This is a genomic window from Brevundimonas sp. T2-11 (assembly GCF_055397675.1).
Genome location: NZ_AP027920.1, coordinates 2,055,483 through 2,078,877 on the forward strand (window position 1 = coordinate 2,055,483; position 23,395 = coordinate 2,078,877).

General features: G+C 67.3%; 22 protein-coding genes and 1 riboswitch. Of the genes, 8 read left to right on the plus strand and 14 right to left on the minus strand.

The features are described from left to right. Positions 1-193: 193 nt before the first annotated feature. The 3 genes from ACZ5XO_RS10195 (at position 194) to ACZ5XO_RS10205 (ending at position 3,586) form a co-directional block, all read left to right on the plus strand. Positions 194-1,870 (plus strand): FAD-binding dehydrogenase, encoded by a 1,677-nt coding sequence (locus tag ACZ5XO_RS10195; protein WP_464162244.1) that lies wholly within the window; start codon positions 194-196, stop codon positions 1,868-1,870. Between the two features lie 24 nt (positions 1,871-1,894). Then, a complete protein-coding gene (locus ACZ5XO_RS10200) occupies positions 1,895-2,773 on the plus strand; it encodes a bile acid:sodium symporter family protein (protein WP_464162245.1) in 879 nt (292 codons plus the stop codon). A 132-nt stretch (positions 2,774-2,905) separates the two neighbouring features. Beyond that, positions 2,906-3,586, plus strand: coding sequence for an SDR family oxidoreductase (locus ACZ5XO_RS10205; RefSeq protein ID WP_464162246.1), 681 nt, complete (start codon positions 2,906-2,908; stop codon positions 3,584-3,586). Between the two features lie 12 nt (positions 3,587-3,598). On the opposite strand, the gene ACZ5XO_RS10210 is transcribed toward ACZ5XO_RS10205, so the two are convergent. Then, on the minus strand, positions 3,599-5,668 hold the full coding sequence (locus ACZ5XO_RS10210) for a phytase (RefSeq protein WP_464162247.1): 2,070 nt from the start codon (positions 5,666-5,668) through the stop codon (positions 3,599-3,601). A gap of 131 nt (positions 5,669-5,799) precedes the next feature. Continuing rightward, entirely contained in the window at positions 5,800-6,297 is a 498-nt protein-coding gene (locus tag ACZ5XO_RS10215; protein WP_464162248.1) for an Lrp/AsnC family transcriptional regulator, read from the minus strand. A 165-nt stretch (positions 6,298-6,462) separates the two neighbouring features. Between ACZ5XO_RS10215 and hppD the strand changes: the two genes are divergently transcribed. After that, complete coding sequence (gene hppD / locus ACZ5XO_RS10220) at positions 6,463-7,533, plus strand: 4-hydroxyphenylpyruvate dioxygenase (RefSeq protein ID WP_464162249.1); 1,071 nt, start codon at positions 6,463-6,465, stop codon at positions 7,531-7,533. A 58-nt stretch (positions 7,534-7,591) separates the two neighbouring features. Here the strand turns inward: hppD and ACZ5XO_RS10225 are convergent, their stop codons facing one another. Further along, positions 7,592-8,038 (minus strand): RrF2 family transcriptional regulator, encoded by a 447-nt coding sequence (locus ACZ5XO_RS10225; protein ID WP_464162250.1) that lies wholly within the window; start codon positions 8,036-8,038, stop codon positions 7,592-7,594. A 222-nt stretch (positions 8,039-8,260) separates the two neighbouring features. On the opposite strand from ACZ5XO_RS10225, the gene hmpA reads away from it, so the two are divergent. After that, positions 8,261-9,466: an NO-inducible flavohemoprotein gene (gene hmpA / locus ACZ5XO_RS10230; protein ID WP_464162251.1), complete on the plus strand. Its 1,206-nt coding sequence runs from the start codon at positions 8,261-8,263 to the stop codon at positions 9,464-9,466. Between the two features lie 69 nt (positions 9,467-9,535). Here hmpA and ACZ5XO_RS10235 read toward each other — a convergent pair whose 3' ends face one another. The 11 genes from ACZ5XO_RS10235 to ACZ5XO_RS10285 are packed head-to-tail and all read right to left on the minus strand — an operon-like array spanning position 9,536 to position 19,390. Beyond that, positions 9,536-9,904 carry a DUF1636 family protein gene (locus ACZ5XO_RS10235; protein WP_464162252.1) on the minus strand — a complete coding sequence of 123 codons (369 nt, stop codon included), beginning with the start codon at positions 9,902-9,904 and terminating at the stop codon, positions 9,536-9,538. After that, on the minus strand, positions 9,904-10,521 hold the full coding sequence (cobO, locus tag ACZ5XO_RS10240) for a cob(I)yrinic acid a,c-diamide adenosyltransferase (RefSeq protein WP_464162253.1): 618 nt from the start codon (positions 10,519-10,521) through the stop codon (positions 9,904-9,906). Before cobO ends, ACZ5XO_RS10235 begins: the two co-directional genes overlap by 1 nt. Further along, positions 10,518-11,036, minus strand: a complete 519-nt coding sequence (locus ACZ5XO_RS10245; RefSeq protein WP_464162254.1) for a tyrosine phosphatase family protein — start codon at positions 11,034-11,036, stop codon at positions 10,518-10,520. Before ACZ5XO_RS10245 ends, cobO begins: the two co-directional genes overlap by 4 nt. Beyond that, on the minus strand, positions 11,033-11,800 hold the full coding sequence (gene cobS / locus ACZ5XO_RS10250) for an adenosylcobinamide-GDP ribazoletransferase (protein ID WP_464162255.1): 768 nt from the start codon (positions 11,798-11,800) through the stop codon (positions 11,033-11,035). Before cobS ends, ACZ5XO_RS10245 begins: the two co-directional genes overlap by 4 nt. Further along, positions 11,797-12,840, minus strand: coding sequence for a nicotinate-nucleotide--dimethylbenzimidazole phosphoribosyltransferase (cobT, locus tag ACZ5XO_RS10255; protein ID WP_464162256.1), 1,044 nt, complete (start codon positions 12,838-12,840; stop codon positions 11,797-11,799). Before cobT ends, cobS begins: the two co-directional genes overlap by 4 nt. Continuing rightward, positions 12,828-13,775 (minus strand): adenosylcobinamide-phosphate synthase CbiB, encoded by a 948-nt coding sequence (gene cbiB / locus ACZ5XO_RS10260; protein WP_464162257.1) that lies wholly within the window; start codon positions 13,773-13,775, stop codon positions 12,828-12,830. The genes cobT and cbiB overlap by 13 nt, the downstream gene beginning before the upstream one ends. Beyond that, positions 13,765-14,541: an ABC transporter ATP-binding protein gene (locus ACZ5XO_RS10265; RefSeq protein WP_464162258.1), complete on the minus strand. Its 777-nt coding sequence runs from the start codon at positions 14,539-14,541 to the stop codon at positions 13,765-13,767. The genes cbiB and ACZ5XO_RS10265 overlap by 11 nt, the downstream gene beginning before the upstream one ends. Then, entirely contained in the window at positions 14,538-15,521 is a 984-nt protein-coding gene (locus ACZ5XO_RS10270) for a FecCD family ABC transporter permease (protein ID WP_464162259.1), read from the minus strand. The genes ACZ5XO_RS10265 and ACZ5XO_RS10270 overlap by 4 nt, the downstream gene beginning before the upstream one ends. Further along, complete coding sequence (locus ACZ5XO_RS10275; RefSeq protein WP_464162260.1) at positions 15,518-16,381, minus strand: ABC transporter substrate-binding protein; 864 nt, start codon at positions 16,379-16,381, stop codon at positions 15,518-15,520. Before ACZ5XO_RS10275 ends, ACZ5XO_RS10270 begins: the two co-directional genes overlap by 4 nt. Next, positions 16,378-17,388 carry a threonine-phosphate decarboxylase CobD gene (cobD, locus tag ACZ5XO_RS10280; protein WP_464162261.1) on the minus strand — a complete coding sequence of 337 codons (1,011 nt, stop codon included), beginning with the start codon at positions 17,386-17,388 and terminating at the stop codon, positions 16,378-16,380. Before cobD ends, ACZ5XO_RS10275 begins: the two co-directional genes overlap by 4 nt. A 4-nt stretch (positions 17,389-17,392) precedes the next feature. Further along, complete coding sequence (locus tag ACZ5XO_RS10285; protein WP_464162262.1) at positions 17,393-19,390, minus strand: TonB-dependent receptor plug domain-containing protein; 1,998 nt, start codon at positions 19,388-19,390, stop codon at positions 17,393-17,395. Between the two features lie 132 nt (positions 19,391-19,522). After that, a riboswitch (cobalamin riboswitch) is annotated at positions 19,523-19,731 on the minus strand. Positions 19,732-19,770: 39 nt separating this feature from the next. On the opposite strand from ACZ5XO_RS10285, the gene cobU reads away from it, so the two are divergent. The 3 genes from cobU (at position 19,771) to ACZ5XO_RS10300 (ending at position 23,373) form a co-directional block, all read left to right on the plus strand. Then, entirely contained in the window at positions 19,771-20,292 is a 522-nt protein-coding gene (gene cobU, locus ACZ5XO_RS10290) for a bifunctional adenosylcobinamide kinase/adenosylcobinamide-phosphate guanylyltransferase (RefSeq protein WP_464162263.1), read from the plus strand. A 139-nt stretch (positions 20,293-20,431) separates the two neighbouring features. Then, entirely contained in the window at positions 20,432-21,868 is a 1,437-nt protein-coding gene (locus ACZ5XO_RS10295) for a hypothetical protein (protein ID WP_464162264.1), read from the plus strand. Continuing rightward, on the plus strand, positions 21,868-23,373 hold the full coding sequence (locus tag ACZ5XO_RS10300; RefSeq protein WP_464162265.1) for a type IV secretory system conjugative DNA transfer family protein: 1,506 nt from the start codon (positions 21,868-21,870) through the stop codon (positions 23,371-23,373). Before ACZ5XO_RS10295 ends, ACZ5XO_RS10300 begins: the two co-directional genes overlap by 1 nt. Positions 23,374-23,395 lie beyond the last annotated feature (22 nt).

Below are 23,395 nucleotides of genomic sequence, written 5' to 3' on the forward strand. Positions count from 1 at the left end.
TCCCCAACGGGTCCGCTGCATTTCCTCGCCGCCGATTGGTTCCGCAAGTCGGGGCGGCGCCGACTGCGGTTAGGCTCAGACCATCACGCTACTCACCTACCTGTCAATACATATTGACACCTATGTTCGCCAAAGAAACGCTCGTTTCGTATTAACAATTATGTTAGCTGATAACGATCAGGCGGAGGTGGCAATGAACACAGACATCATCATCGTGGGCGGAGGACTGGCCGGGCTGGTGGCCGCCAACGAACTGGTTTCGGCAGGCAAGCGCGTGGCCTTGGTGGATCAGGAAAACTCCGCCAACCTGGGCGGTCAGGCCTTCTGGTCCTTTGGAGGTCTGTTTCTGGTCAACTCGCCGGAGCAGCGTAAGCTGGGCGTGCGCGACAGCTTCGATCTGGCCTGGCGCGACTGGCGGGGCAGCGCCGGCTGGGACCGAACGGACGGGTTGCTGGCGGAAGACGAATGGGCCGTGCAGTGGGCGCGCGCCTATGTCGAGTTCGCCGCTGGCGAGAAGCGCGCATGGCTGAGACAGCAGGGGATCAGCCTGACGCCAATGGTCGGCTGGGCCGAACGCGGCGGGGGTGAGGCCTTTGGCCACGGCAATTCCGTACCACGCTTCCACGTCGCCTGGGGCACAGGGACCGGCGTGTCCGAGCCCTTCGCTGATCGGGCGCGAGAGGCCGCACGACAAGGGCGGCTGACCTTCCACCACCGCCGCCGGGTCGATCAACTGCTGGTGGAGGGCGGACACGTCACCGGGGTGACCGGCGCGATCCTGTCGCCGGACGATGCGCCGCGTGGCGCACCGTCCAATCGCCACGTGGTCAGCGACTTCACCCTGAGGGCGGGGGCCGTCATCCTAGCGTCCGGCGGAATTGGCGGCGACCATGACAAGGTGCGCCGCTTCTGGCCGGAACGGCTCGGCACGCCGCCGAAGAACATGATCACGGGCGTCCCCGCCTATGTCGACGGCCGGATGCTGGACATCGCCGGCGACAGCGGCGCGCGGCTCGTGAACCGTGACCGCATGTGGCACTATGTCGAAGGGGTGCAGAACTGGGACCCGATCTGGCCCAGACACGCCATCCGCATCCTGCCCGGTCCGTCGCCGTTATGGCTGGATGCGCTCGGACGGCGGCTGCCTTCGCCCGCCCTGCCCGGCCACGACACCATAGCCACGCTGAAATATCTGCGGACCACGCCGGACCTGGCCGAGCATGACCATTCCTGGTTCATCGTCAGCCAGAAGATCCTGGAGAAGGAATTCGCCCTGTCAGGGTCCGAGCAGAACCTGGACATCACCGAGCGCAAGCTGCTCAAGGTGCTGATGTCACGGCTGGGCAAGGGCGCGCCGCCCGCCGTGGACGCCTTCAAGCACAAGGGCGCCGACTTCGTTGTCGCCGATGACCTGGAGACCCTGGTCGCCCGGATGAACGGCCTGACCAAGCGCCCCCTGCTGGACCCTGCCCTGATCCGCCAGCAGGTCGAGGACCGCGACGCCCAGATGGATAACCCCTACTCCAAGGATGTTCAGATCATGAGCATCCACAACAGCCGCCGATACCTGGGCGACCGGCTGGCGCGGACGGCGACGCCGCATCGACTGCTGGACCCCGGAGCCGGGCCGCTGATCGGGGTCAGACTGCACGTCCTCACGCGCAAGTCGCTCGGCGGGCTTCAGACCGATCTGTCCGGCCGGGTGCTGAAAGCCGACGGAACACCCTTCGAGGGACTATACGCCGCAGGCGAAGCTGCGGGCTTCGGCGGCGGCGGATTACATGGTTACAATGCGCTGGAAGGCACCTTCCTGGGCGGGTGCATCTTCTCGGGTCGGGCGGCGGGACGCGCGCTCGCCGGTCAGGTCTGAGGTTTCTCGGGGGAGGAAAAGACCATGGATTCACCCTTGGCCATGATCGGTCTTCCGATCGCGCTGGGCATCATCATGTTCGGGTTGGGACTGGACCTGACGCCCGGTGATTTCGCCCGCATCGGCAAGCGCCCCAAGGCGGTCGCTGTCGCCCTCGCCTGTCAGCTTCTGCTTCTGCCCGCCGTCTGTTTCGGGCTGGTGCTGCTGTTCCGCCTGCCGCCGGTGCTGGCGGTGGGCATGATGCTGCTGGCGGCGTCGCCCGGCGGAACCACGGCCAATCTCTACAGCCACCTGTTCCGTGGCGACGTGGCCCTGAACATCAGCCTGACGGCGATCAACTCGGTCATCGCAGTCCTGACCCTGCCGGTCATCGTCAACCTGTCGATCGCCTGGTTCCAGCCGGGCGACATGACCGTGGGACTGCAACTGAAGAAGACCATAGAAGTCTTCATGATCGTTCTGGGCCCCGTCGGCCTCGGCATGCTGGTCCGCGGCCTCAAGCCCGGCTTCGCCCGCGCCATGGACAAGCCGGTGCGACTGGCCTCGGTCGTCATTCTGACCCTGGTGATCGCGGGGGCGGTCGTGTCCAACTTCGCCGTGTTGAAGGATGACATCCTGGCCCTGTCCGGCATCGTCGTCAGCTTCTGCATTCTCAGCCTGGGCATAGGCTTTATCATCCCGCGCCTGTTCCGCATCAATCGCGAGCAGTCGATCGCCAGCGCCTTCGAGGTCGGCCTGCATAACGCCACCCTCGCCATCGTCATCGCCGAGTCGGTGCTGGCGGTTCCGGACATGTCATTGCCGGCCGCCGTCTATGGCGTGCTGATGTTCCCGCTGGCGGCGGCGTTCGGCCTGCTGATCACGCGCAAGGGCGCCTTGAAGGCGACAGCACCCAGGACCTGAGAAATTCAGGTCGAACTCTGAGGGGCCCGCCCACACGCATGCCCCGAAGATACAGGCGGCCTCTTTACTCGCAGTCCGCTTTCAGAGACGGATCGCTCTTCCTGGAATTCGAACCATCCCGAGGGGCCAGTCATGAGCAATCGAGTCACTGTGATCACCGGCGCCTCCGGGGTGCTCGGCCAGGCGCTCGCGGAAGCCGCCTTGAGCCGAGGCGACATCGTCGCGGCTATCGATCATGGCCCGGCGCATCGTCCCGACGACAGCTCCTGGATGAACCTTGGCGGCGTTGATCTGACCGATCCCACCGCAACCCAAGCGGCCATGGACGCCGTGGCGGAACGCTTCGGCGGCATCGATCACCTCCTCAACGCAGTTGGAGGCTTCGTCTGGCAAACGACCGAAGGACCGCTCCAGAACTGGGATCGGATGCACCGGATAAACCTGACGACCGTGCTCAACGCCTGCCGCGCCGCCCTGCCCCATCTCACCGCCTCGACCACAGGACGCATCGTCAATGTCGGCGCTCTGGGCGCGCTTCAAGCCGGCAATGGCATGGGCGCCTACGCCGCTTCCAAGGCCGGCGTGCACAAGCTGACCGAAGCCCTGGCGGATGAAACCAGGGCCCTCCCGCTCACGGTCAACGCCGTGCTGCCGTCGATCATAGACACGCCGGCCAACCGGGCCGACATGACGGACGCCGACTTCTCGACCTGGGTGCAACCGCAGGAACTGGCGACGGTGATGCTGTTTCTCGCCAGCGACGCCGCCTCAGGGGTCACCGGAGCCTTGATCCCCGTGCGCGGCAGGGTCTGAGACGCGTCAGGACTACCGCAGCACTTCCAGTCCCAGCGCACCTGCGATCGACGTCCACGGCACATATTTGAAATTCTGGTTCTCACCCGGCAGGACGTTGCGTCCATCCTGAGCGATCAGGGCGCCATGTTCAAAACCAGGGCCGAGGTTGCGGCTGGTGACCTCAAGACCATCGGTTTCGGACACGCCGTCGATGCCGCGCTGGCCGTCAGCAACGACGATGAAGGAGCCCATATAGGCCTGATCGCCTTCGCGCCGGAAGACAGCGTAGCTGTCGTTGCCCTGACTGGAGGCCACCAGATAGCCGCGTCCATCGCCCAGATCATAGAGGCCGACGCCTTCCATATCGTCCCTCAGCGCCGGATTCTCGCTGATGCGGGCGACCATGGTCATGGCCGAGCCGCCATCAGGCTCAGCCGACAAACGCCACAGGCCGACGTCTTCCTCGGCCACGAACAGCAGGCCGCTGGCGTCATCGGCGACGCAGCCCTCGACCTGGCTGGAGAAGGCGAAGTCGCGCACGCGCTCCGCGCGCACCTTGCCGTTTCCGGCGTCGATCAACTCCCACTGACGCATTTCACCGTTGGAGTCGTTGATGAAGACATAGGTCTTGCCGCTGCGAGCGGAGCGATACATGCACTGGCCATAGGGATCGCCCTGTCCGGTCGCCTGCACGCCGTCCGCCACGTTGATCAGGCGACGCGCCTCGGTGTCGAGACGATAGATGGCGACGGCCTTGTTGGTCCTGTCGCTGGCCGTGACCAGAATCACCGGCTGGCCGTCCAGGATGAAGCCTTCGCGCAGGTCGATATTGTTCATCTTGCCGTCGGGCAGATGCTGAAGCACGCGACCCTGCATGTCATAGAGGTTGAGCCCGGCCTTCTTGTCCGTGCCGATGATCAGGCTGTTCGCCGGATTGGCCGGATCGGCCCAGATGGCCGGATCGTCGGCGGCGTCGCCGGGGCTGCCGACCGGCGCGGTTTCCGCCACGGCGACGACCGCCGGGAAGCGCGGCGCCGCGACTGCGCGAGCGTCCTGCGGCGTGCCCGCCGACAGGTTGAGCGCTCCGGTCAGCGCCGCGATGGACACCAGCTTGTAGTCCGGGCCCGCCGCCGCATCCTCGTCCGCCACCAGCAGAGCGCCCGACGGCAGCGCCGCCCCAAGGGGCGTGCCGACGGCCTGCAGCGCGCCCGGCTCCTTGACGGTCGCTCCGCCACGTCCGTTCAGGCTGACCGCCCCGACATAGGCGTCGCCCGCGCCGTGGTCATAAACAAAGAGCCGTCCGCTGGAGGCGTCGGTGGCGATCAGATAACGCGCGCCCTGACCGCCGTCATAGAGAGCCAGCGAGCCGCTCTCTTCGCTGATACGGCCCAGACCGACGGCGTCGACCAGGGCGGGCGCCGCGTCAGCTTCCGGATCGCCGTTGAAGCGCCAGACCCCCACCGCCTGTTGTGAAACATACAGCTGGCCTGTCGCATCGTCGGCGACGCAGTATTTGATCTTGGACGGCAGGTTGATACGGCGCGCCGAACGGGCGTCCACCCGGCCCTCCGCATCAACATAGAGAAGCAGTTGCTCGATCTCGCCGCCGTCGCCCACCGCTATGGCGTAAAGACCGCCGTCGCTGGCGTTGCGCAGCAAGCAGACATCCTCGACGGCAAAGCCCATGGGCACGGAACGCGCCCCGACCTCGACCGGCGCGTCATTGCGCATGGCGAAAATGCGCAGGCTGTTGTTGGTCTTGTCGGTCGAAACCAGCAAGGTCTCGAGCTGCCCCTTGATCGGGAAGCCGTAGCGGATATCCAGACCGCCGGCCTCGCCCGCAGGAACGCCGAGCAGGCGTACGCCCGCCAGATCAAAGACTTCCAGTCCGGCCAGGCCCGCCGCCGACACCAGCCGGTGACGGCGCGCATCATGGCCCAGCACGATCACGCCGCTGTTCGCCTCGCCCGTCGAGGTCGTGTCCACGGCGGAAGCCACCGCCGGAGCCGCCGCGTCCTGCGCCAGCGCAGCCCCGCTGACAGCCAGCGCCAAGGCCAGCGCACTGACGCCGGCGAGCTTGTTCCTCAGCCCTGTGATCATGGTCGTATTCGCCTGCGCCCCGTGTATTCGCCTGAAGCCGCAGTTAGTGACCTTTTGCAAAGGATACGCGACGATCAGAATGCGGAAACACGTCGATCTTCTGACAGTGCGAAGACGCCGAAGAGAAGAGCTCAAACCGGCACGGCTGTCGTATACTTCACCTGGCTGAGCGCGAAATGCGAGGCGGCGGTGGCGACATTCGGATGATTGAGCAGGTCCCGCATCAGAAAGCGTTCGTAGCCCGCCACATCCGCCGCCACGACACGTAACAGGTAATCCCATTCCCCCGACATGGAGTGGGCCTCCATGACGTCAGGTCGGGTGACCAGGTAGTCCTCGAAAGCGCGGCGGTCATCCGGAGTGTGTGAGCGCATCCGCACCTGGCACATCACGTTGACGCCTCGACCGACACGGTCGGCGTCCACGAGACGCACAGCGGCCTTCAGAACACCTGCCTCTTCCATCGCCTTGATCCGTCGCCAGCATGAGGCAGGCGAAGTTCCCGCCTTTTCCCCCAGGGCGGCATGGCTCAATCCCGCATCGGCCTGCAAGGCCCTCAGCAATCGTCGATCAACGTCGTCCAACCCATTTTGCTTCATTTTGAACCCGATTTTGAAACCTCGTTTCATTTTTAGCGCAAGATGCGGGAAATTTGAAAGACGCCCTTCAGGCGACCTGAGGCATGCTGCCGACATCAGGATTGAGCTCGAGTTCGAGCTCGCTCTCCCTTCAGGGCGTTCGAGCCGCTGCCCGGCTTCCCGCCTCTCTAGCGCCGGCAGGCATCGGAGCCGACCATGACCATCACCCCGGAAAACCCCATCGGCCTCGACGGCTTCGAATTCGTCGAGTTCACCAGCCCCGATCCCGCCGCCATGAAGGACCTGATCGAACAGCTGGGCTTCGTCGCCACCCACACCCACCCGACCAAGAAGATCACCCGCTACAAGCAATGCCGCACCAATCTGCTGGTCAATGACGAGCCGACCGGTCAGGCCGCCGATTTCCGCGCCGCCCACGGCCCCTCGGCCTCGGGCATGGCCTTCCGCGTCGCCGACGCCGCCCAGGCCTATGACCTGGCCCTGTCGCGCGGCGCCCAGGCGGCGGACGCCTCGGTCGGCGCCCTGGACGCCGACGCCAGGGTGCTTCAGGGCATCGGCGGCTCCTACCTCTATCTGGTGGACCAGCACGGCGCGAAGGGCTCGCTCTATGACGGCTGGACCGAGATCGAAGGCTGGCGCGAAGCCGAGGCGGCCAATGGTGTCGGCCTCGATATCCTCGACCACCTGACCCACAACGTGAAGCGCGGCCAGATGCGCACCTGGTCGACCTTCTACAACCAGATCTTCGGCTTCGAGGAGCAGAAGTATTTCGACATCAAGGGTCAGGCGACCGGCCTCTTCTCCCAGGCCATGATCGCCCCTGACAAGGCGATCCGCATCCCGCTGAACGAAAGCCAGGACGACAAGTCCCAGATCGAGGAATTCATCCGCCAGTACAACGGCGAGGGCATCCAGCACCTGGCGATGACGACGGACAATATCTACGAGACCGTCGAGAAGCTGCGCGCCCGCGGCGTCAAGCTTCAGGACACGATCGAGACCTATTACGAGCTGGTCGACAAGCGCGTGCCCGGCCACGGCGAGGACCTGGAGCGCCTGAAGAAGAACCGTATCCTGATCGACGGCAATGTCGGAGAGGAGGGCCTGCTGCTGCAGATCTTCACCGACAACCTGTTCGGTCCGATCTTCTTTGAGATCATCCAGCGCAAGGGCAACGAGGGCTTCGGCAACGGCAACTTCCAGGCCCTGTTCGAGTCCATCGAGCTGGATCAGATCCGGCGCGGCGTGATCCAGGTCGAAGGCTAGGACCGAGCGCCAGAGGCAGGGGCCGCCGAAAGCCCCTGCCTCTGCATATCGCCGTCCCTCACCCTTCCGCCGGCTTGGGCGCTGTTTCAATTTGCGCGAAAAGCCCGGCCATATCGGCACGGCGCGCCAGCAGGGTTTCCAGCGTATAGCCGTCCAGCACCTGCATGAAGGCCGCCAGAGCCTGATGAAGAGCGCCGGTCAGGCCGCAGGCCGGGGCGATGACGCAACTGCTGCAATCGACCAGATCAAAACCGTCCTCCGTGTGACGCACAACAGCGCCGATATTGATATCGGCCGGGGATCGCGCCAGGCGCACGCCCCCGAAACGCCCCCTTACGCTGACAAGGTAGCCGGCGTTCACCAGATCGCTGACAACCTTCATCAGATGGTTTTGCGATACACCATAAGCACCTGAAATTTCTGCGATCGAGCAGAGACGATCTTGCCGTGCGCCCAGGTAGAGCAGCACGCGCATCGCATAGTCGGTGTAGCGCGTCAGGCGCATGAAGATCTCCAGCCGCGCGTCTTCCCGCCGCACCCCCGAATTATATGCATTTCGCTTGCATGTTTCAAATGCGCCCGTATAGATGTACGAAGAATGCATCATTGGAGCGAAGCCGATGACCGGCGCGCCACATACTCGAACTCGCGCCAAGGCCCCGCCTGACGGCTAGGCGCCGACCGCGTTTTCCCTCCCCGCTTTCACAACCTGACCAAGGAAACTCTGATGGCCCAAGCCCTCAGCGAGCGCACGATCGCGCTTGTCAAAGCCACTGTCCCTGCGCTCGAAGCCCATGGCCTCGATATCGTCCACGAGATGTACGCTCGGATGTTCCAGAATCCCGAGATCCGCGATCTGTTCAATCAGTCGCACCACGGCGATACGGGCTCGCAGCCGCGCGCCCTGACCGGCGCCATCTTGGCCTATGCCAACAATATCGATAATCTGGGCGTCCTGGCGGCGGCGGTCGAGCGTATCGCCCAGAAGCATGTCGGCTTGCAGATCCTGCCCGAACACTACCCCCATGTCGGAAACGCCCTTCTGGGCGCCATCGCCCATGTTCTGGGGGATGCTGCGACCGAGGAGATCATGGACGCATGGGCGGACGCCTACTGGTTCCTGGCCAATCTGCTGATTACGCGTGAAGCCGCCATCTATGAAAATCTGGCCGCCGCAGAGGGCGGATGGAACGGTTGGCGCGCCTTCGAAGTGGTCGAGGTTCGCCCCGAAAGCTCGGTCATCACCTCATTCGTGCTGAAGCCCAGGGACGGCGGCCCGGTGTTGCGCCATCGGCCGGGCCAGTATCTGACCTTCTGGTTCGATATCCCCGGCCATGCGCCCGTGAAACGCAACTATTCCATTTCGTCTGCGCCGAACAACGCGACCTATCGCATTTCGGTCAAGCGCGAGCCTCACGGCCTGGCTTCCAACTGGCTGCACGACAACGCCCGCATCGGCGCCGTGCTGAAAGTCGGCGCGCCGGCGGGCGACTTCTTCATGCCCGACGTCCCCGAGCGACCTGTGGTCTTGCTGTCCGGCGGTGTCGGCCTGACGCCGATGGTGTCGATGCTGGAGAGCATCGTGGCGCAAGGCCTCGAAGCCGAAGTTCACTATGTCCACGGCGCACGCGACGCCCAGACCCACGCCATGGGCGATCACGTACAGAGCTTGATCGCCGCCCATCCCAAGGCGCGAAACACCGTCTTCTATGAAACGGCGACCGCAAGCAGCGTCGAGACCGATGCCTGTCAGGGGCAGGTTTCCGGCGCCTGGCTGGCAGAGCAGACGCCGATCCAGGAAGCAGACTACTATCTCTGCGGTCCTCGCCCCTTCCTGCGGGCGCTTGTATCTGATCTCGCAGCGGCTGGCGTGCCTGCCAGCCGCATCCATTATGAGTTCTTCGGACCCGCTGATGAAATTCTGGCGGCCTAGGAACCGCCTTCCAATCTGACCCCAGGCCTGGCCGCTGGACGAAACCTTTCGTTCAGCGGTCCGTCCCGGTCATGACGGCAGGCGCGCGATAAAGCGTCCCTTCATGCCCTCCGGCCAATCGCGGTAGGCGACCGCGCCTTGCGGACTCGCGGCGTACAGGCGGGCGAAGTCTACGATCGCCTCGGCGTCCGCGAGGTCAGGCATGAAGCGCCCGGCCAGATAGCCGGGCTTCCCCTCCGCGGACAGGTAGATGGTGCAACGACTGGCGCAGGCCCACAAACAAGCCTGACTCTCGAGGCGCAGATCGCCGCTGTCGTCTCGCTCCATCACAGCGGCGACGAGATCGCGCAGGGCCTGGCCGGCGGAACCTTCCGTCGCCTCGGCCCCATCTTCCTCCGAATAGCGGCAGGTCGTGCAGACGATCAGCCGCGCCGTCATCAGAACTCCACCCCGGCCTGGGCCTTCACCCCGCCCCGGAACGGGTGCTTGACCATCTGCATGTCGGTGACGAGATCGGCCGCCTCGATCAGGGCGTCCGGGGCGTTGCGGCCGGTGATGACGACGTGGGTGTCGGCCGGGCGGGCAGCCAGAACCTCCAGCACCTCCTCGACCGGCAGGTAGTCGTAGCGCAGGGCGATGTTCAGTTCGTCACAAACGACCATCTTCCATTCCGGGTCCATGATGCGGGCCTTGGCGGCTTCCCAGGCGCGACGGACATTGGCGATGTCGGCGGCGCGGTCCTGCGTGTCCCAGGTGAAGCCCTCGCCCATCGGCCGCATCTCGACCAGGTCGGGGAAGCTGTCGAACAGGGTCTGCTCGCCCGTCTCCATCGCCCCCTTGATGAACTGGATGATGGAGGTCTTCATGCCGTGGCCGATCATGCGGCAGACCATGCCCATGGCCGCCGTCGACTTGCCCTTGCCCGTCCCGGTGTGGACGATGACCAGGCCGCGTTCGACCGTCTTGGACTGCATCATCCGGGCGCGGGCGGCCTGGATGCGCTTCATCTTCTCGGCGTGGCGGGCGTTCAGTTCGGCGTCGTGCGGGTCGCTCATCGGCGGTCGCCTCCTTCAGCGGTCAGGTCCAGTTCGAACGGCGCCCCCCAGTCCGTCTCGGCGCCCCGGCCGATGGCCTCGACGGCGCGGATCATGGCGCCGTCGCGATCCAATAGGCGATCAGCCAGCGAGACGATCAGGGGGTTGGGCGTGGCGGTCGGCGCGGCGTCTCGCAGACGCGCGGCCCACGCGGCCTCGCGCCCCGGCGCCGTGCGGGCGCAGGCGATGACATAGGCCGCCGCCGTCGAACGGCTGACCCCCGCCCAGCAGTGGATCAACAGCGGCCGCGCCCCGCTCCATCCCTTCGCAAAAGCCAGCAGAGCCTCGACGTGTTCAAGGGACGGCGCGACAAGCCCCTCGCGCGGGGCGGCGATGTCGTTGAAGCGCAGGTCCAGCCGATGCTCGGCGTCAAAGGCCGCGTCGGCCCCCGGCGAGGCCAGCGTCACCAGATGCGACGGACGATGCGCGGCCAGCAACCGCTCGACCTGCGGCAGGGGCGACACGATCAGCCTCATGCCGCCAGCAGCCCGGCGACGGCCAGCAGGAAGCCGACCTCGAACATCTGCTCGACCGCGCCCAGCACGTCGCCGGTGCGCCCGCCGATCAGCCGCTGCGCCTGCCACGCCGGGACGGCGCCGACGACCAGCCCCGCCGCCACCCCGACCACGCCCGCCATGACCGGCAGCAGGGCCAGCGGCCACAGGGCGATCAGCACCGCGACCGCCAGCCCCCTCATCGAGGCGCGGTCCGGCCTGCCCTCCTTGGCCATGCCGGGATCGCCGCCATAGGGCATCAGCGCCATCGCCCCGACCGCCGCCGCCCGGCCCAGGCCATGCGAGGCGACCAGCGCCACAGCCGCCATCCACGGCGACAGGCCGACCAGCATCGCCAGCGCCGCCACCCGCAGCGCCAGCGTCAGCCCCAGCGTCAGCGCGCCGTATGAGCCGAGGCGGCTGTCCTTCATGATCTCCAGACGCCGCGCCCGCGTCTGACCGCCGCCCAGGCCGTCGGCCGTGTCGGCCAGCCCGTCCTCGTGGAAGCCACCAGTCAGGGCCACGCCCGCCGCCACGGCCAGCAGGGCCGCGATCCACGGGCTCCACAACTGCGCCGCGCCATACATGATGGCCGCCGCGATCAGGCCCACCACCTGTCCGACCAGCGGGAACCAGCGCGCGCTCTGCTGGATCCACTCAGGCTGGAAATCCCGCAGCGGCGGCGTCGGCAGGCGCGTCAGGAACTGCAGGGCGCAGACGAACAGCCGCGCCTCGCGCCCGATCATCGCGCGGCCTCCAATATGTCCTTCAGCTCGGCCACGTCTGACAGCAGGGCGCAGGCCGCCTTCAGCAGCGGCACGGCCAGCAGCGCGCCCGTCCCCTCGCCCAGCCTCATGTCGAGGCCCAGCAGGGGTTGCGCCTCGACGGCCTCCAGCATCCGGCGATGCCCCGCCTCGGCCGAGGCGTGGGCGAAGATGCAGTAATCGCGCGCATTCGGCGCCAGCCGGATCGCCAGCAGGGCCGCCGCCGAGCCGATGAAGCCGTCGACGATGACCGGCACGCCCGCCCCGGCCGCGCCCAGCAGGGCCCCGGCCATCATGGCGATCTCGAATCCGCCGAACTGGGTCAGCACCTCCAGCGGCGCCGTCGCGTCCGAACGCGCGGCGGCCTGGGCCAGCACGGCCTGTTTGCGCGCCATGCCCTCGGGCGAATGCCCCGCCCCCTGCCCCACGCAGTCGGCCAGAGGCGCAGGCGCCAGCCGGTGCATCAGCAGGGCGGCCGAGGCGCTGTTGCCGATGCCCATCTCGCCCAGGGCGATCACGTCGGCGCCGTCGTCGATGGCGGCCCGTGCGATGGCGGCGCCTTGCAGCAGGGCGGCCTCGGCCTGATCGAGCGTCATGGCCGGTTCGACCGAGGCGTCCTTCGTGCCCGGTGCGACCTTGGCCTGGATCAGGCCCGCACGGTCCGACAGGTCGGCGGCGACGCCTGCGTCGATCACCCGCACCTGCGCGCCGACGACCCTGGCGAAGGCGTTGGCGCTGGCCCGGCCCGTCAGCAGGGTGTCGACCATGGCCACGGTCACGCCCGCCGGATAGGCCGCCACGCCCGAGCGCGTCAGGCCATGATCTCCGGCGAAGACCAGCAGCACGGGCTTGCGCACGGTCGGACGCAGCGTTTGCTGGATCAGGCCCAGCGTCAGGGCCAGATCCTCGATCCGGCCCAGGGCGCCGACCGGCTTGGCCTTGCCGTCCAGCGCCCTCTGAAGGGAGGTCTGCAGCACACGATCCAGCGCTGGCAGGGCCAGAAGCTCGGTCAACGCGGCCATGCCAGGCCTCCCATCATCAGAAGCAAGATCAAGACGACGCAAGCGACGCCGTAAACACGAAGCCCTCGGCCCAGATCATGCCCTCGAGGCGGCGCCCAGTCGCCGAAATCAGGCCTATGGCAGAGCGCCCCGTCATAACGCACCGGCCCGCCCAGTCGAACGCGAAGAGCCCCCGCCATGGCCGCCTCCGGCCAACCGGCATTGGGTGAGGCGTGCTTTCCGGCGTCACGCCACATGATCCGCCAACCCTGCCAACCGCCCAGCGCCAACAAGACGCCGGCGATCCGCGCCGGAGCCCAGTTCATCACATCATCAGCCCGGGCGGCCGCCCAACCAAAGGCCCGCCAGCGCAGCTCCATATGGCCGATCATGCTGTCGGCGGTATTGACCGCCTTATAGGCGAACAGCCCCGGCAGGCCGCCGATCACGAACCAGAAGACCGGCGCGACGACGCCGTCACAGAAGCTCTCGGCCAGGCTTTCCAGGGCGGCGGTCGCGATCTCGCCCTCGTCCATCGCCTCCACGTCCCGGCCGACGATCATGCCGACCGCCAGACGCGCGGCGGGCAGGTCGCCCGCCTTTAGCGGCCGAGCCACGGCGCGGACGTGATCGAACAGACTACGCGCCGCCAGCCCCGTCGCCCCGCAGACCACAAGCAACGCCAATCCCGGCCAGAACGGCGAGACGGCGGCCAGCGCCTGCACGCCCCAGCCCGCCCCGCCCGCAACGGCGATCAGGATCAGCACCGTGACGACGCCCAGCACGCGGCGCATCCACTCCGGCCGCTCAGCGCCGTTCCACTGTCGCTCCAGCAGAGCGATCAGGGCACCGATCCACGCCACCGGATGCGACAGACGCCGGGGCCAGCCGGCGACGCCCTCGACCAGCAGGGCGCCCGCGACGATCCACGGCGTGGGCAGGCTGCTAACGGGCACGGCTGACCATTTCCAGCACCGGGCCGCGCACGCCGTCCAGGGTGCGCGCCTCGACGCCATAGGCCGCCTTCAGCACGGCGGGCGACAGGGCCTCGGCCGGGGCGGCATCGGCCAGCACCCGCCCCTCGGCCAGGACGATCACCCGATCCGCCACGCGCAGGGCGGCGTCGAGGTCATGCAGGGTCAGGACCACGCCCCGCCCCTCTTCGTCCGCCAGCCGCCGGAACAGGTCGCAGGCGTCCAGCACATGACCCGGATCGAGGCCCGCCAGCGGCTCGTCCGCCAACAGCCATTGCGGCTCCCCCGCCAGGGCGCGGGCGATCATGACGCGCGCCCGCTCGCCGCCCGACAGGGTCGAGACGATGCGGTCGGCGAAGCCTTCCACCCCCGCCACGGCCATGGCGCGTGCCACGGCGTCCCGGTCGTCCGCCCTCAGGCCCCAGGCGCCGACGTAGGGCGTGCGGCCCAGGCCGACGAAGGTCCGCCCCTCGACCGCCCAGGCGATCTCGGCGTTCTGAGGCAGATAGGCGATGCGGCGCGCCCGCTCGCGCGCGGGCAGGCTGCGCAGGTCGCCCCCGTCCAGCGTCGTTCGTCCGGCGTCAGGCTTTCGCAGCCCGGCCAGACAGTCCAGCAGCGTCGACTTGCCCGCCCCGTTCGGTCCGACGATCGCCGTCACCAGCCCCGGCGTGAAGGCCGCGTCGACGCCGTTCAGCACCGCCTTGTCGCCCAGGCGGACGGACAGATTCTCCGCGCGCAGGATGCTCATGCCAGCTTCCTTCTCATGCTGATCAGCAGGGCCAGGAAGAAGGGTCCGCCCAAGGCCGCCATGGCCACGCCCAGCTTGATCTCAGTCGAGGCGGGCGTCAGCCGCACCAGAATGTCCGCCGCCAGCGTCAGCACCGCCCCGCCCAGGGCCGAAGGCAGCAGCAGGCCGCCGGGTCGCGCGCCGATCAGCGGCCGCAGCAGATGCGGCACGATCAGGCCGACGAAGCCGATCGACCCGGTCACAGCCACGGCCGAGCCGACCGCCAAGGCCGCCCCCAGCGCCAGCATCAGCCGCCCGACATCCAGCCGCACGCCCAAGGAGCGCGCCCCCGCCTCGCCCAGGGTCAGGGCGTCCAGCGTCCTTCCTTGCGTCAACAGCAGCAGGCAGCCCAGGATCATGCCCGGCGCCGCCAGCCTCAGCTCGACCACGCTGCGGTCAGCCAGCGACCCCATCAGCCAGTTGACGATCTCGTTCACCGCCCAGGGGTTGGGCGCCAGGTTCAGCGCCAGGGCGACGCCCGCCCCCGCCATGGTCTGGATCACCACTCCGGCCAGGATGAAGGTGACGACGCTGCTGGTCGCCCCCGCCAAGGCTAGTAGCAGCAACACGCCGATCCCCGCCCCGATCATGGCCGCGACCGGCAAGACCCACGGCGCGCTGGCCGCCGCGCCCAGATAGAAGGTCAGCACCGCCCCCAGCGCCGCCATGGTCGACACGCCCAGGATCGCCGGATCGGCCAGGGGGTTGCGGGTGTAGCCCTGCAAGGCCGCGCCGGTCAGGCCCAGCACCGCCCCGACCATCAGAGCCAGAACCGTACGCGGCAGGCGCAATTCGAACAGGATGGCCCAGGCCGGATCACCGCGTTGGGCGGTCCAGTCGTTCCAAGGAATCCAGACGCGTCCGGCGCTCATGCTGGCGACGAACAGGACGGCGATCAGGGCCAGCAGCCCGATCAGGATCAACGGACGCGGCAGGGTCATGTCAGGGCCTCCAGCGCCGTGCGGCGCGCGCGAGCCAGGGCGGCGGCGGTCTGGATCAGCACCGGCCCGCCGCAATAAAGCAGCTTCTCTTCCAGCTGCGCCTGCACCATCCGGCCGGACAGGGACTTCAGCGCCGGATGGCGCATCACCCGGTCGGCCCAGGTCCGCGAGCCGCGCACCGGCACGCCGCTGAGCAGCACCTGGGGCGGGTCGGCCAGCAGGCGCTCGACCGGCACGTTTCCCCATTTGCCCAGGCCATAGCGGCCGGCGACGTTCTCGAACCCGGCGCGGGTCATCATCTCGTCCATCAGAGTGCCGCGCCCGGCGGAAAAGCCGTTGGGCTGATAGATCAGGGCCGTCAGCGGCGCCGACCCCGGCGACGGGGCGGCGGCGGCGATGGCGGCCTCGATGCGCGCGATCAGGGCCTCGCCCCGCGCCGGCCTGCCGACCAGACGCGCCACCTCCCGCACCTGCTCCAGACTGGCCGCCACGCTGTCGGGTACGGCGAACAGCTCGGTCTGAATGTTCAGGCGGCCCAGGGCGTTGCGCGTGGCCAGGGCGCTGTGGCGGCTGGTCAGCACCAGGTCAGGGCGCAGGGCGATGACCTCCTCCGCCGTCTCCCAGGTGAAGGGCAGGGTCTTGGCCACCTCGGAAATGGTCGAGCCGACCGGCTCGCGCGCATAGTGGCTGAGGGCCGCGATCTGCCCCCGGTCGGCGACGTGGACCAGGATGGCGTCGAGGCAAGCGTTCAGCGACACCACACGGCGCGGGGCGGCGTCGGCGGCGGCCGGTCCGGCGACCAGCATGGCCCCCGCGCCCGCCAAGGTTCCCGCCAACGCCTGTCGCCGGGTCGCCCTCATCCGAAGTTCTCCAGCGCGCGTCGCAGTCGGGGGAAGTCGCGCTCGGCCGGGACGCCGAAGCGCAGGGCGTCCGGCGTGTGATCGAACGGCCGGGTCAGGATTCCCGCGCGGCACAGGCGCTGGAACCAGCGCGCGGCGTGGGGCGTGCGCGCCATGCGGAACAGGCTGGTCCCGCCGATGATCTGGAACCCCGCCCGCGCCAACAGGTCGTCCAGCCGGTCGGCCCGCTCGGCCAGAGCCGCCTCGGTCCGGCGCCGCCAGGCCTCGTCAGCGTAGGCGCCGCGCCCCAGCGTCAAGGCGTCCGCGCCGACCGGCCAGTCGCCCTGAAACGCGCGCAATCGCCGGATCAGCTCGGGCGCCGCCAGCATGAAGCCCAGCCGCACCCCGGCCAGACCATAGAATTTGCCGAACGAGCGCAGGACGATCAGCCCCGGCTCGGCCAGGTCCGACACGCTGTCGCCGGGCGCGCATTCGATGAAGGACTCGTCCGCCACCAGCCAGCGCCCCGCCTTGGAGCGCGCCCGCGCCATGGCGATCAGATCGGCCCGCCGGGTCAGGCGGCCGTCGGGGTTGTTCGGATTGACGATGACCAGCACGCCCGCCTGCGACGCCGCCGCCTGATCGGGCGCGATCAGACGCGTCGCCACGCCCGCCGCCCGCCAGGTCTCGGCGTGGGCGCCGTAGGTCGGGCCGACCACCTCCACCGCCCGCACGCCCAGCAACAGGGGCAGCAGACGGATCGCCGCCTCGGCCCCCGCAACCGCCGCCGTCCGCTCAGGCGAAGCGCCGAAGACGGCTGCAGCGACCGCCTCCAGCGCCGCCAGGGCGGCGGGATCGGGCAGGCGGTTCAGCGCCTCCTCCGACGCGCGCGGTCCCCGCCACGGTTCGGGATTGATCCCCGTGGACAGGTCCAGCCAGGGCTGCGGCGCGTCGGGATAGACGGCGGCGGCCGTCATCAGGCCGCCGCCGTGCCGGGTCGCCGTCGTCAGAAACGCGGCGTCCTTCATCACATCAGAACCGGACGCGAACGCCGCCGAACACGCCGCGGCCCGGCGCGCCGTAGTTCAGGACCGTCTGATAGTCCTCGTCGAAAGCGTTCTCGATCCGGCCATAGACTTCGAGGGTGTCGTTGATCGGATAGGAGGCGCGCAGGTCGACCAAGGTGTAGGCGTCGACCGGCGACTTGTTCTCGACGTCATTGAACGTCTCGCCGACATAGCGCACCGACACCCCCGTCTTCAGCCCGAATGCGAAGGCGTAGTCAGCGGCTAAATTAGCCATATGCTCGGGACGGCGCGCCAATCGCTTGCCATCGTTGTCGCCCGAAGCGTTCTTGGCGTCCGTCCAAGTGTAGTTGGCGCTGACATTCAGACGGTCAGTCACGTCCACGCGGCCGATCAACTCGACGCCTTGAGCCTCGGTCTTCAGCAGGTTGCGGTAGTAGCCAAACCGCAGCAGGTCTCGCTCTTCACCCTGGTCATCAATATATTTTCCAATGACGCAGAGCGGGTCGTTGGGCTTACCCACCTCTTCGGCACAGCCGTTATATTTGATCTCGTTGTCAGCCTGACGGTTGAAATAGGTCGCGGACACGACAGCGCGATCGAACAGGCGCTGTTCAACACCGATCTCCCAGCTGTCGAACTCTTCGGGCTGAAGGTCGAGATTGCCGTATTGGCTGTAGAGCTCATACAGGCCCGGCGCGCGGAAGCCTTGCCCCCAACTGGCGCGCAGCATCGTGTCGCCCTCGTTCAGCGCCCAAGCCGCCGCAACCTGGCCCAGAACCTGATCGCCGTAGTTTTCATGGTCGTCGTACCGCAGGCCGCCCGTCAGGGTCAGCCCCGGGACCGCCGTCCATTGCACCTGGGCATAGGCGCTGTTCAGTTCAGCAGTGCCCTTATAGAAGGGGGCGTTGGGGTCCCAGTCGCTGGCCGAACGGACGCTCATTTCCGATTTTTCGTGTTCCAGACCAAAGGTCGTGGACAGGGCGTCGTTGACGGCGAAGACGCCCTGATACTCCCAGCGGCGGTTCTCGCCCGTCGCATCATAGGTTCGTTGTTCGAGCTTGTTGTCGGGGTTGATGTTCAGGCTTTCAGTATCCGTCGCCGCATAGCCGATGCGGTTACGGAAACGCCCATCCAGCAGGTCGAAGTTCAGACCGGCATAGGTCACCAGTTCCTGGGTGTTGGAATACTCGCGGTTATCCACGCCAAAGCCGTCGATATCGACCCGCCCATCGGACCAGACAGAGCGCAGGTCCAGCGAAACCGCGTCCGTGATCTTCACGTTCAAGCGCCCGGAAAGGCCCGTGTTCGAATAGCCGTCGTCCTCGGTCCCCTTGGCGAAGGCCGAGAAGCCGTCGGTGCTGTAGCGGCTAGCCGCCAGGCGCCAGCTCAGGCGATCGTTCGCGCCGCCGACCCCGCCCCGGAAATAGGTCGTGCCGCGCGCGCCGGCCTCGGCGTCGAGGCTGCCTTGCAGGGCTTCGGTCGGTTCGGCGGTGACGATGTTGACCACGCCGCCGATGGCCTGGCTGCCCCACAGGGTCGACTGAGCGCCGCGCAGCACCTCGATGCGCGCCGTGTCGCCGATCAACAGGTTTCCGAAGTTGAAGCCCCCCTGAGTCGAGGCCGGGTCGTTCAGCTTGACCCCGTCAATCAGGACGACCGTGTGGTGCCCTTCGGCGCCGCGAATGCGCAGGCTGGTCGAGGCGCCCGGCCCGCCGTTGCGGGTGAAGCTGACGCCCGGCGTCTGAGCCAGAAGATCAGCCACGACCGGGGTCTGGCGCGCTTCGATGGCGGCCTGGGTCAGGACTGTGACCGAGGCGCCGACGCGTTCGATCGGCTGGGCCGAACGGTTGGCGGTGACGATGACGTCGGCCACGGCGGTGGCGCCGGCGCGACCGGCCACGTCAGGGGCGGCGGCCTGCTGGTCGGTGACTTCGGCGGCGAAGGCGGGCGCGCCGGCCAGAAGGCTGGCGGCGGCCAGGGTAGCGAATGCGGTCCGGTTCATTCCGGTTCTCCATATGACGACGCCGCGCCGAACCGCCCGTCGCCCGGATGAGCGAAAGCGGCCGCTGACGCGGCTGGTTTACGACTGTCGTCACACGAGTTGCCTCGACCGCTCGGCACATCCCGACCGCGCGGAGAACGACGGCGACAGGCAGGTCTCCTGGCTCGCGGATCAAGGCCGGTGCGCGTCGCCTTCCCAGAAGTCGTTCAGGCCGTGGCCTTCCGGACCGCCAGTGGCGTATGACGCGCGGGCTAGCCGCTTACAGTTGCGGGAACAGCCGGAGTTTCACACTCCGTTCCCTTTCAATCCCCTTTCGGGGAACCTGACGCGACCGTGGCGATAGGACCGCGCGCCCCTCAGGTCAACCGGAGAGACGAAGCATGGCCATCACCCTGGTTCTCGGCGGCGCCCGCTCTGGCAAGAGCGCCTACGCTCAGAAGCAGGCTGAACAGGCGGCGACCGCGACCCGTCGCCCTCCCCTGATGATCGCCACCGCCGAGGCCTTCGACGACGAGATGCGCGATCGAATCGACCGCCACCGGACGGAACGCGGCGACGGTTGGCGCACATTGGAAGCGCCGCTGGACCTGGCCGCCGCCGTGCGCGACCTGGACGCCGACGACGTTGTGGTGATCGACTGCCTGACGCTGTGGCTCAGCAATCAGATGCTGGGAGATCACGACCTTCCCGCCGCCATGAACGACCTGACGGCCGCGCTGGCCGCCTGCCCCGCCGCCCTGTGGGTCGTCAGCAACGAGGTCGGCTGGTCCCTGGTGCCCGACAATCCTCTGGGCCGCCGCTTCCGCGACGAGGCGGGCCGCCTGAACCAGGGCGTCGCGGCTATCGCCGACGCCGCCTGCCTGATCGTCGCGGGAATGCGGCTCGACCTGCAGCGCGCATAGAACCGAGGCGGCATGATATCGTCGCATTGGGCGACCGCGAGAGAGCCTGAGCCCCACTGGCTACGCCTCTCGTTGCGGCTGCAGCTTGACGAGGCGAGTCGGCCCGGCGTTTTCTTGGCTTCGTCTCAGGGGCGATCAAATGACCAGTGATGCACAGGCCGCCGCGCCAACCGTCGATCTGGATCCGGCGCGGCGCGTCGGCGACACCGTCAGCGCCTTGGCCGCCGATGCGCTGAGGGTCGCCGCGGCGTTTTTCGACTCCATGACCAGCGACGACGTGAAGGCCCGCGAAACCGTCGCGGACAAGGCCGATACGTGCCGCCGCCTGGCGGATGTCATTGTCAAAGCCCCGCTGGGGAGCTGTCGACGCCTCATGACCCCGACCACCCTGGGCGGACGCTTTTTCACGCTAACCGAACAGACCTGGTCCAATGCTGAAGTGGCGGCCTATCTCCTGTCCGACACCGCTCAGATCATGGAGAACCTGCCCGCGGCCGATGGCGCATTGAAGAACCAGTTGCTCCAGACCGCCCAGCGACTGAGGCGCGTGGAGGTCCTGGTTCGCCAGGCCCCCAACGCCGAACTGGGACCTCGCCTCGACCAGTTGGCGCCGCTGCTGCGCCGGCTGCAGCGACCAAGCGACGGCGAACGCCCCATCTCTTCACACCTGATCGACGGGACGACCAGCAATCCGGAATTCTGGGCCGCCGCCCAGGACGTCTATCGCATTGTGGCAGGCCGTGAACTGGACGATCTGCCGGCTCAGGTTCAAGCGGTCTGGTCCGGCAAGCTGGCGGTGGCCTGGCACAGGCATCATGATCGTGCGCGCCCCATGACAGAGGATGAGCTTGAACGCCTCGACCACGCCACGCGCCATCCGGCGGCCGCCTGGAGTCGCGCACCATTATCGCCCGGAGACTGGAGCGATCTGTCGCCCGAGACAGCCGCCTCGGTTCTGCGGCTGATCGGAAGCCGTTTTCACATGGGGCCGTCGGCGACTCCCCTGCCCCTGGCCGCCTTCTGTGATCGGGTGCGGTCACGTCCCCTGCGCTGCTACGACGGCGCCGTGCTGGTGGAGACCCAGGGGAGGCTCGCCGGCGGCGCGGCCGGGATCGCCACCTTCCTGATCACAGACGACGACATTCACGCCGCCGACGGAACTTCCGTCTGGATTCATGACCTGAACGAGACGGTCGGCCCGCAGCTGTTCGATGAAGAAGCGCGACTGGATTACATTCGCCTGTTCATGAACCTGGTGCGTAATGACGGCGAACGCTTCCAGCTGGCGGAATCATTCGACGTTCTCGCGGATCGCGCGACCGATGTCGAAACTCTGCGCTCCCTGTGTGTCGACCACACAGCCACGCCTGCTCCTGCCGGTTTCGATGACGAGGGTCGGTGGCGGTATGTCGCGGAAATCGCTTACGGAGAAGCTCTCTTCGTCGCGGTTCTGGCCCTGACGCCGAACGGCATGCTGGAAATGACCGACGACGAGGTTCTGATCGAGAACCTCCCCTTGCGCAGCGAACACATGGACGGCCTGTTCGTCGTCCTGAATGGGAAAGGTCCAGCCTGATGAGCATGATCCCTGTCGACAGCGAACTCGACCTGCCGCAACAGATCGACGAGGAAGGCCTGATCGTCGGCTGGTCGCTGGAGCGACAGCCGCGCCGTCGCCCCATTGGGTTCAAGTTCGGAGCTGCGGCGACCACGGGCTCCGCAGCCTCGCTGATCGACCCCATACTGATGGAACGCGAGGGGCATCTGATGACCATCGCCCCTACCGGTGCGGGCAAGGGCACCGGTTGCATTGTTCCTGCCCTGCTCCGTTTCGAAGGTCCGGTCATCGTGATCGACCCCAAGGGCGAGAACGCCCTGATGACCGTGCGGCGACGTCGTGAACTGGGTCAGGAAGTCGCCGTGATCGACCCGATGGGGGTGACCGGCCTGCCCGCCGCGACCCTGAATCCGCTTGATGTCCTTGATCCGGAAAGCCCGACCTTCGTTGATGACGCCATGGCGGTCGTATCGGCCCTGGCGAGCCCGGACGCCGAGCATGACGTCAGCGACGGCGGCTACTGGCGAGAGCGTGGCGCGACCTTCATCCTGGGCGTCCTGCTGCATGTCATGAGCGATCTGCCGCCGGCCCGCCGTCATCTGGAAACCGTCCGAGCCCTGGTGAACCAAGCCGTAGGCGAAATCGGAATCTACGGCGCGGCCGCCGAACAGAGAAGCCCGGGCGACGCCTTGGCGGGCACGGTGTTGTCGATGCTGGAGGCGTCGCGAAATGCGGAAGCTCGCGACATCGGCCGCATGTTGCGGATCGGCGCCGTCTCGACCCTGGGCGGCATATTGTCTTTCTCACAAAGTCTGGTCGCTGTGGTGCGATCGGGCATGATCGGCCCGGCGCTGCGAACCACCAGTTTCGATCTTGGCGCCGTCCAGCGCGGCGACCCGCTGTCCATCTACCTCGTGCTGCCGCCCCACATGCTCGAAAGTCACGGCCGTCTGTTGAGGTTATGGGTCCATACCCTGATGACCCTGATCTCGGGACGCAGCGGCCGCCCGAAGCAATCGACCCTGTTCATCCTGGACGAAGCGGCCCAGCTCGGCGCCTTCGACGACCTGCGCCGCGCCATCACCCTGATGCGCGGCTATGGCCTGCAGACCTGGAGCTTCTGGCAGGACCCCAGCCAGCTCCGAAACCTGTATCCTCGCGACTGGCAGACCATGGTCAACAACTGCCGCGCGGTGCAATGTTTCGGCGCCAACACCATGCTCGCCGCCGAGGCCATGTCGAAGCTCGTCGGCTTTGGTTCGCCCGAACAACTTCTGGATCTCGATGACGACGAGATGCTGCTTCAACTGTCCGGCGACATGCCTGTGATCGCACGACTGCCCAATTATCGGGTCGACCCCATCTTCACGGGCCTGTTCGACGCCAATCCCTTCCATGACCCCGCGCGTCCGGTGCAGAAGCCCAAGCCCGTCACCCGCGTGTTCGATCGCTCGAAACCAGCCCCCCAGCCGGACACCCCTGCCGAGGTCCTGAAACGCCTCAGAACCCAATCCGGCCTCTGAGACGCCCGAACCTCTCTCTTTG